This is a genomic window from Nocardia huaxiensis (assembly GCF_013744875.1).
Taxonomy (GTDB): domain Bacteria; phylum Actinomycetota; class Actinomycetes; order Mycobacteriales; family Mycobacteriaceae; genus Nocardia; species Nocardia huaxiensis.
Genome location: NZ_CP059399.1, coordinates 5,521,142 through 5,535,527 on the forward strand (window position 1 = coordinate 5,521,142; position 14,386 = coordinate 5,535,527).

Here is a 14,386-nt window from a genome sequence, read left to right on the forward strand (position 1 = left end):
CCGCGGGCAGGTCAGGTCGTCACGGTGGGCACCAGCATGACCGGCACGGACGCCTCCGCCAGCGCGGTGCGCACGGTGCGGGCGCGCCCCGGCAGCAGGGTGCGGGACCAGCCGAGAATGATCAGATCGGCCGACTTGTCGGCGACCTCGACGACATTCTCGCCCGGCCCGCCGCTGCACAGCGTCACCTCCGGGGGCACGGTGTCGAAATACGGTGCGCAGTAACGCGATACGAATTCCTCCTGCCACTCCGCACGCGCGTGCGCCGCCTGATCCCAGTACGACGGCGTGGTGGCGCTGTCGAAGACATGCAGCACGATGATCTCCACCCCGGCGGCGCGGAACAGCCGCACCGTCTCCGCGACCGCGTTCGCCGTCTCCGTCGTCCCGTCGAGTGGCACCAGCACCTGATCGATCACACTGTGCAGGCGAGTGTCGGCGCGCACGAACACCACGGGCTTCGACGCCTGCTCGACAATGCGCCAGCCGCCGTCCAGCTCCGCGACGCCGAGCAGCACACCCGGATCGTTCAGCGCGAGCAGGAATTCCGCGTCCGAGACCGTCGCGGCCAGCACACGCGACTCCGCCGCCAGCACCGCGCCCAGGGCGCCCGCGATGGCCGACGCGGGCGGTGACGGGCGCACCAGAATCTCACTCATCCGGCCTTCTCTTCCGTTGCGGGCCACCAGGATTCGCCCTCGACCACCGCGGGCCGCCGACCGCCGACCGCCACCGTGAGCGGGCCGTCGGTGTGCAGGCGCACCCCGGCCGCGGTCAGGTCGAGCCGCACACGGCGGCCGAGGCAGCGGAACGCGATGCCCAGCCGCGGCCAGGCTCGCGGCAGTTCCGGGCGAACGACGACCATGCCCGATCGCACCCGCACCCCGGCGAATCCGGTGAGCATGGCCTGCCACACCCCGCCGAGGGTTGCCATGTGCAGGCCCGACGCGGTGGTGCCGGTGCCGTCCTCCAGATCCATGCGCAGCGCCGGCCGCAACATCTCCAGCGCCGCGTCCGGCCGGCCGTCGCGCGCGAGCAGCGTGGCCATGATCGCGGGCGACAGCGACGATCCGTGGGTCGTGTAGCGCAGGTAGTAATCCAGGTTCGCGCTCAGCGATCCGGGCTGCACCTCGGCCGGGATCATGTGGTGCAGCATCAGCACATCCGGCTGTTTGATCAACTGCGACCGGGCCACCCGCTGCTGACCCAGCAGCACGTCCGCCGCCACATGCCGGCCCGCGACCTCGGCGGCGGTCAGCGGCTCCAGGTCGAAATAGCCGGTGAACTGTTCGTAGCGACCGTCCGGGCGAAGCTGATCGACAATGCGATCGGCGAGGCGGCGCCACGTCTCCTGCTCACCGGCCTCCCGGGTGTCGCGGGGGCGCAGCCGGGCCGCCCGGCGCAGATTCCACCGCGCCATCACATTGGTGAAGGCGTTGTCGGTGACGCATTCGTGGTATTCGTCGGGGCCTATGACGCCGCGCAGATGCGCGCGGCCCCCGGCGTCGAGCTCGAATCGCGACGCCCAATAGCGGGCGGTGTCGAGCAGCAGGTCCCGCGCGGTGGTCTCGAGGTAGCCGCGCCGGCCGGTCCACTGCGCGAAATAGTCTGCGGCCCAGGCCACGTCGGCGGTGATGTGCTCCTCGCGGGTGCCGGTCAGAATGGGCACCGGAGTACCCCCGAGGAATCCGCTGCGCGGGGTCACATCGGTGCCGTCGGCGGCGGATTCCCAGGGGAATCGAGCGCCCCGGCAGCCGTCCGCGCGAGCGCGCTCCCGTGCCGCGGGCAATCGCCGCAGCCGGTACTCCACCATGGCCGCCGCGGCGTCCGGATCCATGGAGACCATCGCGGGCAGCACGAAAACGTCGGTGTCCCAGAAGATGTGGCCGCGATATCCCCGGCCGGACAGCCCGCGGGCGCCCACGGCGGCCTCACCGTGGGCGCCCGCGTTGGACCACAGCTGGAACAGCGCGAATCGCACCGCCAGTTCGGTTTCCGGATCGCCGGGCAAGTCGAGGCCGACCTCCGACCAGCGCCGGGCCCACGCGGCACGGTGCACCCGCAGCATCTCGTCGACCCCCTGTTTCCACGCGCGGCGCAGTTCCCGCTGGGCCCGCCCGGCCCCGCTGCCGGTCCGGGTGTCAGCGGTGACCGCCACCACCCGGTCCAGCGTGTGACCGGCCGCGGTGGCGGCCGACCGCTGCGCGGCTGCCGCGGTGATCGCCCCGTCGCCGTCGGATTCGATACGCAGACACCGGGTTTCGATCCCCACGCCGGGCGCCGCGACCGGGACCTCGACCGTGGCGTGCGCCTGGTCTCCCGGTGGCGGGAGCAGCGGCGGGCCCGGAGCGAAGTCCGGCGCGCTGGTGGTCACCCGCATGGCCAGCACGGCACACAGATCCGCGCACGCGAAACGCATGCTGTGATATCGCTGCGCCTCGGCCTGCGCAATCCGATGCAGCACACCGGAATACAGATCGAGATAGCGTGCGGACTCCGGCCTGGTTCCGCCGGCGATGCCGGTCCAGCGCGGACCCTCCAGCAGGCACTGTTCCGGTCCCGAGCCCGCATACACTCCGCCCACGAGAATTCCCGGGCCCGAATCGGCGTCGTCCTCCGCCACGCCCGGTGCGGCGACGTCACCGCATCCGACCGTGAACACCGGCACATCGGATACCGCGGACCGGCGCGGGTGCTGCCGCACCGTCCACCGCGGATCGAGGTCGACGCCGGGTGCGTCGCGGGTGTGCGCACTCGCGCCCGCGGCGGGAGCGCGATGGTCGTCCATTTCGGACGATGCGGTGTCGTATGACGTGGCCGGGACGCGATGATCATTCATCCGCGCTGCTCGCTTCCACTGCGAGATTCACTGTCCACCATCCACGATCCCCCTGCGCGCACCTCGGCGATACCGCGCTGAGGTCACGGTCGCGACACCATCTGCATGACGACGCGACCGGCGTCAATCGCGCAGGGTGCGGCTGGGCAGCACGCCGTAGACCTCCCGATACCATGCGGCGAAACGCGCCTGATGAGTGAAACCCCAACGCGCGGCGATGGTTTCGACGGTCGCCCCGGAGCCGGGGTCGGCGGCCAGCAGTTCCTGATGGGCGCGGGAGAGCCGGACCCGGCGCAGATAGTGCAGCGGTGTGGTGTCGAGGTGCCGGCGGAAACCGGACTGCAGGGCGCGCGGGCCGATGCGGGCCGCGGCGGCGATCCCGGTCAGCGTCAACGGTTCCGCGGCGTGGTCCTCGATGAACTGGGCCGCACGCCGGATGGTCGCCGGCGCCGTCCGGCCCGGGCCGGGAATGTAGTCCGCGGTCATGGTGGAATTGGGGAAGACTGTCAGCAATGCCGTGGTCGTGAGGCGCTCGAGCCCGTGCAGCACCAGCGGCTCCAGGGTCTGCGCGCCGGACTCCACCAGCTGGCGGAACAGGAACGTGGCGGTGTCGGTCCACAACCGCTGCTTACCCGCGAGCGGGGCCAGCCCGTGGAACCGCAATCGCCGCCCGGACAGCTCACACGCCTCGGCGGCGTGTTCGGCGATCATGGCCGGCGAGATTCCCACCACGGCGTACACCGGATTCCGCAGACCGGTCACCCAGTTCGAATCGCTCGGCATCAGGAACATCTCGCCCGCCGACAGCGCCAATTCCTGTTTGCCCGTGGTGAAGTGACCGGCGCCCGACAGCAGCACCCCCGCGAGCAACGCGTCGGCGGGCTCCCCCTCCCCGTGATAGGCGAACCCGGGGAAACGCAGGATCGACGCGCTGAGCCCGCCAACGGCCGCCGACCGCACTTCGACGCGCATGGCCTGCGCCCCGGACAGCGTGATCCGTGCCCGGTGGTCGATCAGCAGCGCTTTGATCACCTCGACACCTTCGTCGGGTTCGCAAGCGCGAATCTCGGTGCGTTGCACCGCAACCGCCGCCGCCCCGACCGCGATGCCTCTGCTCGTCGGCACCTCGACCGCCTGCCTTCCGCCATGCTGCGGGCTCCCGCCGCCGACAATAGCCGGAACGCGAACCGCATATCCAGGGAACGAATCTTCCTGACCGGACCGGCCATTCACCACCGCACGGCGCAGTAATACTGATGACACGCTCTGCACCAACGGATTCGCTGCACCGATGCAGCCCGGAACTGCATTGCCCAGGCCCCGCAGGCGACGACCACCCCCCGCCCCGCCTGCGGGGCCACCCCTCTGCCCGCGTCGCCACGGCGCGACGGAGCGGACCCGATCGGCAGTGCGTCTCCGCCCAAGCGCACCGCTACGCCGCAACCCCGCGCTGCACGAAAATCGCTGCGTCCAGCGCGGGGTGCGGCATCCCTGCGGGTTTCACGCCAGGGAGAGGAACAGCTTCTCCATCTTCTTCGTGTCCACGCTGTCGGGGCCGCCGGTGGTCAAGCAGTGCTGCAACCCCGTGGCGACGAGCGCGTATCCGCTGCGGCTGAGGGCCTTGTTGACCGCCGCGAGCTGGGTGAGCACGTCCTCGCATTCCGCGCCCCCCTCCATCATGCGGATGACGGAGGCGAGATGGCCGTGCGCCCGCTTCATCCGCGTGATGATGGCCTTCGTGTCCTCGGGCTCCAGTCGCATGGTCGGTCTCCGTTCGTCGGGGCGACCGTCGCGGCCGCACCGGTTCATTGTATATCCCCCCAGGGGGATGCTAGGCTCGGGCCATATCCCCCTGGGGGGATCTAGATCGAGTGCCAATTCGCACCGAGTCCCCCTCGGCACAGCACAGAACGAAAGGACCCCCGCCGATGTCATCGGTCACCGAGCACACCCACGCCTCCCCGCACGGCACCGCGGTACTGCGCGAGCTCTCGCCGCAGCACCGCGAACTGCGCCGCGCCATCCCCGACGTCTACAAGGGCTTCGGCGAGTTGAGCAAGGCGGCGTTCACGCCGGGTGCGCTCGACCGGAAGACCAAGGAGCTCATGGCTTTCGCCATCGGCGTGGTCGAGGGCTGCGACGGTTGCATCGCCTCGCACGGGCAGGCTGCCGCCCGCGCCGGAGCCACCCGGCAGGAGGCCGCCGAGGCCATCGGCGTCACCTTCCTCATGCACGGCGGCCCCGCCACCATCCACGGGGCCCGCGCCTATGAAGCCTTCTGCGAGTTCGCCGACGCCGTCGAGGACGGCCAGGCCCCGGCGTGAACACCCACGGAAAGGGAATCCACCATGTGTAGCCCCGTGCGCTGCAAGTCCTGCGGCAAGACCACGTGGTCCGGCTGCGGTCAGCACATCGCGCAGGTCCGCGCGAACGTCCCCGCCGACCGCTGGTGCCCGGGCCACCCCGAGACCGAAGGCAAGGGCCTGCTGCGCCGACTGTTCGAACGATGAGAATCGAGAGCTGAGATGAAACTGGACACGACGCTGTCGGCCACGGTGCGCTCCTCCTTCGCCGAGGCGGTGGAACGGACTCGAACCGCCTTGGCGCAGCAGGGTTTCGGGATACTGACCGAAATAGACGTGCAGGCCACGATGCACGCCAAGCTCGGCGCGGACTGAGCGGACACCTGCCCAGGTGACCAAAGTCCACCACTCCACCGCCAATGGACATAGCGGCACGGCACGTCCGGTGGGTTAGCTGAATCGCTGCGAAGACGCAGGATTCCGAAGTGGAAGGACGAGCCGCCATGGCCGAGACCCGCACAACCCAGCGCACCCCGATGCCCGGTACGGCCGGCGCCTCCGCGCCGGACGGCGATCACCCTGCCCCGGCACCCCAGGACACGTCCGCCACTCCCCCGGCGGCGCAGGGCATCTCAATGGTGCTCGCGGCGGCCCACCGCGTGGTGCCCGATCGCGAATCGGCGCTGTTCTACCTGGGTCTGGGGGCGTTGACCACCACCGGGCTGCTGTCCTGGCCGGTGACCGCCGTCATCGGTGTCGGGATCTGGCTGGCAGGTCGGTCCCGGGCCATCCGGCACGCGAAACAGACTGCTGCATAAGACATCTTGTGCGAGAGCCGGTATGCCCGGGCAAGACTACCGCCGGACCGCCCCGGGTACCAACGGCCCTCGATCACGGGACCCCGGCCCCTACGTCCACGGCGGCCCGATTGCTCGAATGGAACAACGAACTCGGCACACCGCTGTGCCCGGTCCGTCACCGGTCGCGGTGTGAACGCCGGCACCGGGCCAATCGTTTCGTTCCGATCCGAGGAGTGCAGGTCATGTGCGGCAGGGCAATTCGAGAAGCAGGCCGGTCATGATCCCGGATACGCGCACCCGGGCGCTGCTGCTCGCCATGGTGACGGCGGCGGTCGTGGGACTGATCGACGCGGCCACGGCGCACACCTGGGATCTGATCGCCGTTTTCGCGATGATCACGGTGCTGGGCCTGGCCGCCCTGGTCCGGCGCCGCGGGCGCGCCACCCTCACGCTGCGGCGGGATCTGGCGGGCTGGATCGCACTGCGCGCGGCGGACGGCGGCGAACCGGTCGGGCGCGTCGCCGATCGAGCCGTCGCCGCCTACCGGTCGGGGCTCATCGGCGCTCCCGAGGAGCCGCAGCGCCGATGACGACCACGAATTCTCCGCTCCACCCCGGAGTCGCGGTCACCACCGATTCGCCGACGTCGTGCCCGATCCGCGTGCTGGACGGCAGCGGCGCGGGTGGTGAGCTCGTCGGCGGGAAGGCCGCCGCACTGGATCGCTTGATCGGGTGGGGCTTCCCGGTGCCGGCGGCGGTGGTGGTGACCGCCGACGCGTATCGAGCCGTCGCCACGCAGCCCGCCGTCGCGGCGGTGCTGGATCGCTTGTTCGCCGGAGCGGACGTTCCGGCCGATGAGATCGATGCCGCGTTCCAGCGCGCCGGTTTGCCGCCGGAGATCGCCACCCGGGTACGGGCCGCCGCCCGGCAGGTGGGGGCGGGACTGCCGGTGGCGGTGCGCTCCACGGCGACGGTCGAGGATATGGACGCCTCGTCCTTCGCGGGACAGTACGATTCCGTGCTCGATGTGGACGCCACCGCTCCGGATGCGGTGGAAAGCGCTGTGCTGGCGGTGTTCTCGTCACTGCATCATGCCGCACCGCGGGCGTATCGGCGCGCGCTGGGCATCGCCGAGCGGGATGCCGCCATGGCGGCGCTCATCATGCCGATGGTGCCTGCCGTGCGCAGCGGCGTGCTCTTCACCCAGGATCCGACCGGGCCCGCGAACACGGTCCGCATCGAGACGGTGACCGGGCTCGCGGATGTGCTGGTGTCGGGCAAGCGAACTCCGCACGTGCTGCGCGTGCGCGACGGCATCGTGCCCGCGGACGCGGGACCCGAGATCATGCCGCTGCTGACGGCGGCGCGGGAGCTCGAACGCCGGGCGGGCTGTCCGCAGGACGTGGAATGGGCGTGGGACGGCGAGCGACTGTGGCTCGTGCAGGCGCGGCCGATCACCGTCGAGGCCAACGCCGCCGACCCGTTCGACACCCCCGAGGCCGAACTCGCCGATCGGACGCTCACCACCGCCGGGATCGCCGAGATGCTGCCCGGCGTGCTGCCGCCACTGCGGTGGGAGGTGTGCGCCTTCATGGTCGAGGAAGCCTTGCGCACCATGCTCGACGGGCTCGGGTCACTGCACGGCGAGGGTATGACCACACCGCACCGGCTGCTGTGCCGGGTCCACGGCCGCGCCGCACTCGACGCGGACGCGACCGGCGTGGCATCGGTCCCCGGCACGGCCCAGAAGTCCGGCGGCGCGGGGAAATTCCATGCCGGGCCGTCTCGGCTCGCGATATTCCGGCACCGGCTCCGGGCCCGCACGACACGCCGACAGGCTCGATTCGACGCCGAGGTCGTGATTCACGCGACCGCCGAAATCGACGCCACCGCACCGTCTCTCGACACCCTACCGCCGGAAGAACTGCTGCGCTATCACGCGGCGCTGCTGGATCTGGCCACCCGCGCCATGGCCGCGGAGATCACCGTCGCCGCGGACGCGGGCGCCATTCACGCGGGGCTGCGCACGGTGCTCGCCCGCTATACCGGCGACGGGGAAGCGCACCGGCTCGCCGATCTGCTCGCGGTTCCCGCAACGACTTTCACACCGTCACCCCGCGCCAGCATGGCGGTTCCGGCCGGTCCCACCTGGCAGGAGGCACGGCTGCACGGGCCGGCGGACGCGACTGGGGCCGTGCCAGGCGATGCGCCGGCTCCAGCTGCCCCCGCTGCCACCGAGGACACCGCGGTGAACCCGGACGCCCTCGTCGACCAGGTGTTGCGGCAACTCGAAACCAGTGCGCGCTGGCCGAAATCGGGGCTCACCCGATGGATACGGGTGCGGCAGGTGGAGCGGCTGGGCGCCGAGACCGCCGAACAGCTGCGCCGCCGGGAGCAGACCAAGCAGGCGATCCTGTTGCTCGGCGGAGAGATCCGGCGCGTTCACCTCGAGGTCGGCGGACGGCTCGCCGCGGCCGGAATGCTCACCGCGGCAACCGATGTCGAGCTGCTGACGGTGGCCGAGATGCGCACAGCGCTGCGCGACCGGCAGGCCCCGCCGCCCGCGGTGCTGGACCGCCGTCGCCGCAGGCTGCGGCGCCACGAGGACCGCGATCCCCTCCCCCAGATCTTCCATGGCCGCCCCGACACCTCCGCTCCGGTCGCGGTGCTGGGGCGGCAGCTCACCGGGTGGGCGGCCGGCAGCGGCCGATTCCGTGGTGTCGCACGCTATCTCACCCACGCGGACCAGCGGATCGGACCCGATGAAGTGCTGGTGGCGGTGACCACCGATCCGTCGTGGGCGCCGCTGCTCATGCGCTGCGGGGCCATGGTCATCGAACAGGGCGGACCGCTCTCGCACGCCGCGATTCTGGCGCGCGAGTTCGGCGTGCCCGCGGTGTTCAACCTGCCCGGCGCGGCCCGCGCACTGGATGGCCGGCACATCGAGGTCGACGGCGACACCGGCATCGTGACCGTACTCGAGGAAGGACCGGGCGATGCACTCGCGCGCGCATGACCGCCGCCGGCTGGAACTGCTCGGCGCCGACCGGCTGCACATTTTCGTCCCGGCCATCATGAGTGTCGGACTGCTGTTCTGGCTCGCCAGTGAACTGCGGGAACTCGTGCGCACCAGCGGCGAGTCCTCCCGTGCCAAGCGCGCTGGGATCGACGGGCATACGGTGGCCCGATTCACCACCGGCACAACACGTCCCGACTCGCCCGCCCGGCAGGGCTTGCGCCCGCGCCCGGTGTATCTGCTCACCGCCCTCACGCTGGGCGGTGGCGCCGTGTACGTCGCGATCGGGTCGATCGCGAACTTCTTCCAGGAACCGGGCTGGGTGGCCGATATCGCGTGGCTGCTCGTGGTGTCGCTCGGCGTGACCGCGGCGGCCTCCTATTACGGGGTCATCGCCGCGACCGTGTTCGCCCGCTACCCCACGCCTCCGCCGGAAATCCGCCGGCCGCTGACCGACTCGCTGCTCACCACCCGTCCGGTGAGCGACGGGGACTGGCAGGGCCGGCCGTCCTGGAAACTGGGCGCCGGGTTCATGGCGGCGACGGCCTTCGCGGCGCTGCTCTCCCTCGTGGTCGCCGCGTCACCGTATGTGGTCGACGGATTCGACCGCTGGGTCGCCGAGTGGTTCCACAACCTGTCGATACCGGCGTGGACGCGATTCACGAATTTCGCCTTCTCCACCGAATCCGTACTGGCGCTGGTCGTCCTGGTCGGGCTGGCCACCCTGCGCTGCCGGGCGCTGGCGGTGGCCTACGCCGCGGCCACCGGGTTCGGATTGCTCGCCAGCGTGGCGCTGCGCGCCGGGATCGATCGGCCGCGCCCACCCGCGGGGCCGATGGCCGGAGCCCTGGATTCCTATCCCAGCGGCCATGTCATCCAGGCCGTCATCATCGCCGGGCTGGTGCCCCTGGCCGTGGCCACCCTGCTGCATCGGCGCGGTCTCATCACACCGCTGACCCTGGTGTTCGGGGCGGTCGCGGCGGGTGCCGCCTTCGACCGCATCGCCCACGGAACACATTGGCCCACCGATGTTCTCGGCGGCGCCGCGATCGGGCTGGCGCTGGTGCTGGGCGGCCGCTGGATCATCGACTCGCCGCGCGCGCACGTGGCCTGCCGCGGCTGCCTGTGGTCGCCGGTCGCACACACCCACCCCCATCCGCCGCGCGGGATCGTGCCACTGACGACGTCGGCGGCCTCGACGGTGCGCATGCTCGCCCATGTGTCGGCCGCGGCCGTAGCGCTGACGCTGGCGGTGCTGACCCTCACCGTCGGGGTGCCTTCCAGCGGTGAAGGTTTTGTGTTCGGGTCTGCGATCGAGCGACCCGTGCAGCTGGCGCTGGCCGGGATGGTTTCCCTCGGCGCGCTGATCGGCTGGCGGTGGGAAGCGATCGGCGCGGTGCTGATCGCTTTCGCGGCAACCGCTCTGGGGATCTTCGCGGCCATCGAGTACGAACCGAAATTCGCGATGATTCTGGTGGCGGGCGCCATGGTGCCGTCGGTGCTGCTGTGGCTGAGCTGGCAGCATCGCCGCACCGCCTGGGAGCTGCTGATCCTCGCGGTGGTCACCCTGCTGCTGCTCGGCGGCGCGTGGGTGGGGGCGAATCGGGTGTACGCCATCTATTTCGGGCCGACGCATCCGGACAGCTCCGCGCCCACGCTCGCGGTGGATCGCGTGGAATGGGTGTGGGCGGGAGCACTGCGCACCGACGCCCTCACCGTGACCACCCGGCTGGCCCACGGGTACGAACAGGCGTCGTTGCGGGTCAGCGCCGCGGACGGCTCCACGACGGCGGACTCGATCCCGGTGGCGGCGGGTGAGCACCGCATCGCCCGCCTGAGCATCGCGGGACTGCGTCCGGCCACCGCCTACACCTATACCGTCATGGTCGACGGCGAACCCGATTCCTCCCGGGGCACAGGGCATTTCACGACACCGGCGGACGGGCCCTATTCGTTCCGGGTCACCGCCGGCGCCTGCGCCCGGGTGGGTTCCAACGGCGCGGTGTTCGACGCTCTCGCCGCCGAGCAGCCCCTGTTCCATCTCGCCCTCGGCGACCTGCACTACGCCAATATCGAAGCCACCGACGCCGAACCGTTCTTCAACGCCTACGACCGCGTGCTGACCCAGCCCGGCCAGGCCGCGTTCTATCGCAGCGCACCCACCGCCTACATCTGGGACGACCACGACTACGGCCCCAATGACGCCGGAGCCGACGCCCCCGGCCGGACCGCGTCGCGAACCGCCTACGGCACCACGGTCCCGCACTACCCCTTCGCTTCCACCGGCGGCACCATCAACCAGGCGTTCACCATCGGCCGAGTGCGCTTCGTGCTCACCGACACCCGCTCCGCCGAAACCGGAACCACCATGCTCGGCGCCGAGCAACTGGAGTGGCTCATCACCGAACTCACGCAGGCGAGCCGCACGCACGCACTCGTCGTATGGGCCAGCTCCGTCCCGTGGATAGGCGGCGCCGAACCGGGCGCCGACAGCTGGGCCGGCCATCCGGACGAGCGCGCCCGCATCGCCGACGCCATCGCCGCCGCGGGCATCCGCAATCTCGTCATGGTGGCCGGCGACGCACACATGGTAGCCATCGACGACGGCGCCAACAGCGACTATTCCGCCGTCGGCGGCTACGGCTTCCCGGTCCTGCACGCCGCGGCGCTGGACCGCCCCGGCAATGTCAAGGGCGGCCCCTACAGTGCGGGCGCCTTCCCCGGCGGCGGCCAGTACGGCCTGCTCGACATCACCGACACCGGCGCCCAGCTGACCGTGACCCTCACTGGAAAGCGCTGGGACGGAACAGTTCTCACCACCTACCGCTACACCGTGCCAGGTCCCGCACCCACCCCGTGAAGCACCGGACCGATCCTGGATGCTTTGGTCATCGACCTCGGGGGCAGCTGGCCCGAGCGGGCGCGGACCGTCTGGTCGTGGTCACCCACGGACCCCTGCTGCCCTCGGCAACCGCCCGCCTGCACGACGGCAAGCCACTGCGGCGCCTCACCCCGCATCGCTGACCGCACCGGCCGGGCCGGCGCACGGGAGGAGGGCGAGGTGAGTATTCGAAACGAAAGGACACGATGATGGGTAGTCCGGTAGTGCACCGGGAGATCGGCGGCACGACGGTGCTGGGGCCCGCGCCGATCGGTGACGATATGGCCTTCGCCCTGTTCACCGACCCCGGCGGCGCGGTCGTCGGCCTGCTGCGTGACGACTCGCACGCAGCCGAATAGCCTTTCCGCACGAATCACTGCCAGCGCAGAAAGCGCACGGCCAGTACCGCGGACACGACCAGAGAACCCAGCACCGCCAGCAACGCCGGGATGTTCACGGCGAAGCCGACCCAGGCGTTCTGCAGCAGTGTCACGACGTGGGTGAGCGGCAGCGCGTCGCCGATGCGGCGCAGGGTGTGGCCGAAAAGGGCTCGGGGGCCGTCGGTTCCGGCGAGGAACATCATGACGAAGAAGGCGATGACCCCGATGCCCTGGGCGGCGCGGGCGGTGGGCAGGACGGCGGCGAGCAGGACGCCGATCGCGGCGAAACTCAAGGCCGACAACAGGAATGCCACCAACGCGAGCAGCGGGGACTTCGGCGCGTGCACGTCGTAGAGGAGGACGCCGACCGTGATGAGCACGACGCTGCCGGCCGCGGCCAGCACCAGGGTGACCACCACCTGGGCGGCCAGTAGTGTCCAGGCGGGCAGGCCCGACGCGCGGAATCGGCGCAGCACTCCCCGTTCCCGATAGCCCGCCAGGTGCACGGGGATTCCGATCAGGCCCACCGAGGCGATGGCCAGGCCGACGTAGCCGGGGACGTAGTAGTCCATCGGGCCGATGCCGCCGAACGCCCCGTCGTTCGGATCGGCGACATTGCCGAACGCGGCCCCCAGGATCCACACCACCAGGGCCGGAAAGCCCAGGGTGAAAACAAGATTCAAGGGCTCGCGCACGAAGAGCTCGAGTTCGACCCAGGTGAGTTTGGCGAACAGGCGCATGAGCTACTCCCGCGCTCGTGTCCCGGTGATGGCCAGGAACGCGTCTTCCAGATCCGACTGCCGCACCCGCAGATCCCGGGCCGGGCAGTCGCGGCGCACCAGTTCGGCGCACACCGTCAGCAGTGCGTCACCAGCACCACCGTGGTGCCTCGGTCGGCGACCGCGCGCACCATGTCTCAGGCGACCCGGCGGGCCGCCGGATCCAATCCGGTGGTCATCTCGTCGAGGAACACCACCTCGGGCGCGCTGCGCAGCGCCAGCGCCACGAACAGCCGTTGCCGCTGACCACCGGAAAGCTGCGCGAACGCCCGATTCGACCGTGTCACAACGCCTCCGAGCGCGGTTGCGGCAGGCCGGACCACAGCTCCGCCTCGCTCCGCACCGTGGCGTCGGGCCCGGGGAAGAACAGCGCCCGGTGGCCGGTGTCGGACCAGTGCACGAGATACGGTGGGGCGCCGTCTTTCCCGTGCACCTCCTCGATGTATCCGTGCCGGACCGGGCCGCCGACGGCACGGTTCTGGACGACCAGCCAGTCGCCCGGTTTCGCTTTCATGGTCGTCGCTTTCCGCCGGCGGTGCGCAGCGCCGGCCTCCGGTCAGGTGGCGGGGATGATGAGCCCGTAGTGGCCGTCGTAGCGGTGGTAGAGGACGCAGCCGCGGTTCAGGTCGTGGTCGTGGAAGAAGACGAAGGGCCACTGGGTCAGCTCGAGGCGCTCGATCGCACCGGCCAGGTCCGTCGCCGGCGGCGGGGTCAGGCTGACGGTGACCGGCACCGCTCCCGACTCCACGTGGGTGGGGCGCGGATTCAGCTGGGCCAGACGGTAACCCGTACGCCCGCCCCGGTAGAGGACGCTGTCCTGCCCGGTACCCACCTCGGTGAACAGATGGAAGTCGTAGTCCATGAGTTCCATGTCGAAGGCGGCCTCATCACAGTTGGCGGCTGCCAGGGTGAAGGTCTTGCGACGGATCACCTCGCGCTGCTCCACGGGGCGGGGAAAGTACGACAGCGCACGGCGCGGCATATCGCCGTGCCGCCATTCGTGCGGACCGGGCTGGGTGCGCCTGCCGCGTGCGGCTTCCCAATGGCGTGCCAGGCGCTGCAGCCGCGTCTTGAGCCGGTCCGCGAGACCGTCGATCGCCTCCCGAGTGGTGCTCGCGGCCACCTGCACTCGCACGGTTCGCCCGGCGGTGTGCACATTCGCCTGCGCGACAATCGGATTCGCCATGGCCGGATCGGGGTGACCGGTGAGCCGCACCCGGGCGGACTCCACCGGTTCGGGGGCGAACTCCAGGGCGCGGCCGATCTTTTCCCGGGTGTAGTCCGCTCCAGCGGCGGATACGTGTTGGTCGGCCGAGACCCGAAGGATCGAACCCAGTTCCGACGAACGCTGCGACAGCATACGAAAACCTCCTTTCGCTCGACTGTGTC

At 70.7% G+C, this 14,386-nt stretch carries 16 protein-coding genes; 8 read left to right on the forward strand and 8 right to left on the reverse strand.

Features of this window, described 5'->3' with window-relative positions; genetic code table 11:
• Positions 1 to 11: 11 nt before the first annotated feature.
• The 4 genes from H0264_RS24880 to H0264_RS24895 form a co-directional block, all read right to left on the reverse strand.
• Positions 12 to 659 carry a universal stress protein gene (locus H0264_RS24880; RefSeq protein WP_181579775.1) on the reverse strand — a complete coding sequence of 216 codons (648 nt, stop codon included), beginning with the start codon at positions 657 to 659 and terminating at the stop codon, positions 12 to 14.
• Positions 656 to 2,839 carry a glycoside hydrolase family 65 protein gene (locus tag H0264_RS24885; RefSeq protein WP_181579776.1) on the reverse strand — a complete coding sequence of 728 codons (2,184 nt, stop codon included), beginning with the start codon at positions 2,837 to 2,839 and terminating at the stop codon, positions 656 to 658. The genes H0264_RS24880 and H0264_RS24885 overlap by 4 nt, the downstream gene beginning before the upstream one ends.
• Positions 2,840 to 2,962: 123 nt before the next feature.
• Positions 2,963 to 3,964: a helix-turn-helix transcriptional regulator gene (locus tag H0264_RS24890; protein ID WP_181579777.1), complete on the reverse strand. Its 1,002-nt coding sequence runs from the start codon at positions 3,962 to 3,964 to the stop codon at positions 2,963 to 2,965.
• A 375-nt stretch (positions 3,965 to 4,339) separates the two neighbouring features.
• Entirely contained in the window at positions 4,340 to 4,600 is a 261-nt protein-coding gene (locus H0264_RS24895; protein ID WP_181579778.1) for a metal-sensitive transcriptional regulator, read from the reverse strand.
• A gap of 167 nt (positions 4,601 to 4,767) precedes the next feature.
• Between H0264_RS24895 and H0264_RS24900 the strand changes: the two genes are divergently transcribed.
• From H0264_RS24900 to H0264_RS24935, 8 genes are all read left to right on the forward strand, one after another.
• A complete protein-coding gene (locus H0264_RS24900; RefSeq protein WP_181579779.1) occupies positions 4,768 to 5,163 on the forward strand; it encodes a carboxymuconolactone decarboxylase family protein in 396 nt (131 codons plus the stop codon).
• Positions 5,164 to 5,187: 24 nt separating this feature from the next.
• Positions 5,188 to 5,349: a hypothetical protein gene (locus H0264_RS24905; protein WP_181579780.1), complete on the forward strand. Its 162-nt coding sequence runs from the start codon at positions 5,188 to 5,190 to the stop codon at positions 5,347 to 5,349.
• Between the two features lie 15 nt (positions 5,350 to 5,364).
• Entirely contained in the window at positions 5,365 to 5,517 is a 153-nt protein-coding gene (locus tag H0264_RS24910; protein WP_181579781.1) for a DUF302 domain-containing protein, read from the forward strand.
• 110 nt (positions 5,518 to 5,627) lie between these two features.
• Complete coding sequence (locus tag H0264_RS24915) at positions 5,628 to 5,960, forward strand: hypothetical protein (RefSeq protein ID WP_181579782.1); 333 nt, start codon at positions 5,628 to 5,630, stop codon at positions 5,958 to 5,960.
• 259 nt (positions 5,961 to 6,219) lie between these two features.
• Complete coding sequence (locus tag H0264_RS24920) at positions 6,220 to 6,531, forward strand: hypothetical protein (protein ID WP_181579783.1); 312 nt, start codon at positions 6,220 to 6,222, stop codon at positions 6,529 to 6,531.
• Positions 6,528 to 8,957, forward strand: a complete 2,430-nt coding sequence (locus H0264_RS24925) for a PEP/pyruvate-binding domain-containing protein (protein WP_181579784.1) — start codon at positions 6,528 to 6,530, stop codon at positions 8,955 to 8,957. Before H0264_RS24920 ends, H0264_RS24925 begins: the two co-directional genes overlap by 4 nt.
• Positions 8,938 to 11,817 (forward strand): alkaline phosphatase D family protein, encoded by a 2,880-nt coding sequence (locus tag H0264_RS24930; RefSeq protein ID WP_181579785.1) that lies wholly within the window; start codon positions 8,938 to 8,940, stop codon positions 11,815 to 11,817. Before H0264_RS24925 ends, H0264_RS24930 begins: the two co-directional genes overlap by 20 nt.
• A 230-nt stretch (positions 11,818 to 12,047) precedes the next feature.
• Positions 12,048 to 12,197, forward strand: coding sequence for a VOC family protein (locus H0264_RS24935; RefSeq protein WP_181579786.1), 150 nt, complete (start codon positions 12,048 to 12,050; stop codon positions 12,195 to 12,197).
• Between the two features lie 14 nt (positions 12,198 to 12,211).
• Here H0264_RS24935 and H0264_RS24940 read toward each other — a convergent pair whose 3' ends face one another.
• The 4 genes from H0264_RS24940 to H0264_RS24955 all read right to left on the reverse strand — a co-directional run bounded on the left by H0264_RS24940 (position 12,212) and on the right by H0264_RS24955 (position 14,357).
• The gene (locus H0264_RS24940) at positions 12,212 to 12,958 is read right to left on the reverse strand and encodes an ABC transporter permease (protein WP_181579787.1); all 747 of its coding nucleotides are present in this window, start codon (positions 12,956 to 12,958) and stop codon (positions 12,212 to 12,214) included.
• 176 nt (positions 12,959 to 13,134) lie between these two features.
• Positions 13,135 to 13,284 (reverse strand): ATP-binding cassette domain-containing protein, encoded by a 150-nt coding sequence (locus H0264_RS38745; protein ID WP_276313981.1) that lies wholly within the window; start codon positions 13,282 to 13,284, stop codon positions 13,135 to 13,137.
• A complete protein-coding gene (locus tag H0264_RS24950) occupies positions 13,281 to 13,511 on the reverse strand; it encodes a DUF1918 domain-containing protein (RefSeq protein ID WP_181579788.1) in 231 nt (76 codons plus the stop codon). Before H0264_RS24950 ends, H0264_RS38745 begins: the two co-directional genes overlap by 4 nt.
• A gap of 42 nt (positions 13,512 to 13,553) precedes the next feature.
• Positions 13,554 to 14,357 (reverse strand): ribosome hibernation promotion factor, encoded by an 804-nt coding sequence (locus H0264_RS24955; RefSeq protein ID WP_181579789.1) that lies wholly within the window; start codon positions 14,355 to 14,357, stop codon positions 13,554 to 13,556.
• Positions 14,358 to 14,386 lie beyond the last annotated feature (29 nt).

Excerpts from the sequence above, each read along its gene's own strand:
- H0264_RS24925 (WP_181579784.1), top strand. The coding sequence starts at position 6,528 with ATGACGACCACGAATTCTCCGCTCCACCCCGGAGTCGCGGTCACCACC.
- H0264_RS24940 (WP_181579787.1), bottom strand. The coding sequence starts at position 12,958 with ATGCGCCTGTTCGCCAAACTCACCTGGGTCGAACTCGAGCTCTTCGTG.
- H0264_RS24920 (WP_181579783.1), top strand. The coding sequence starts at position 6,220 with ATGATCCCGGATACGCGCACCCGGGCGCTGCTGCTCGCCATGGTGACG.
- H0264_RS24950 (WP_181579788.1), bottom strand. The coding sequence starts at position 13,511 with ATGAAAGCGAAACCGGGCGACTGGCTGGTCGTCCAGAACCGTGCCGTC.
- H0264_RS24935 (WP_181579786.1), top strand. The coding sequence starts at position 12,048 with ATGGGTAGTCCGGTAGTGCACCGGGAGATCGGCGGCACGACGGTGCTG.
- H0264_RS24930 (WP_181579785.1), top strand. The coding sequence starts at position 8,938 with ATGCACTCGCGCGCGCATGACCGCCGCCGGCTGGAACTGCTCGGCGCC.
- H0264_RS24905 (WP_181579780.1), top strand. The coding sequence starts at position 5,188 with ATGTGTAGCCCCGTGCGCTGCAAGTCCTGCGGCAAGACCACGTGGTCC.
- H0264_RS24880 (WP_181579775.1), bottom strand. The coding sequence starts at position 659 with ATGAGTGAGATTCTGGTGCGCCCGTCACCGCCCGCGTCGGCCATCGCG.
- H0264_RS24900 (WP_181579779.1), top strand. The coding sequence starts at position 4,768 with ATGTCATCGGTCACCGAGCACACCCACGCCTCCCCGCACGGCACCGCG.
- H0264_RS24885 (WP_181579776.1), bottom strand. The coding sequence starts at position 2,839 with ATGAATGATCATCGCGTCCCGGCCACGTCATACGACACCGCATCGTCC.
- H0264_RS24895 (WP_181579778.1), bottom strand. The coding sequence starts at position 4,600 with ATGCGACTGGAGCCCGAGGACACGAAGGCCATCATCACGCGGATGAAG.
- H0264_RS24910 (WP_181579781.1), top strand. The coding sequence starts at position 5,365 with ATGAAACTGGACACGACGCTGTCGGCCACGGTGCGCTCCTCCTTCGCC.
- H0264_RS24955 (WP_181579789.1), bottom strand. The coding sequence starts at position 14,357 with ATGCTGTCGCAGCGTTCGTCGGAACTGGGTTCGATCCTTCGGGTCTCG.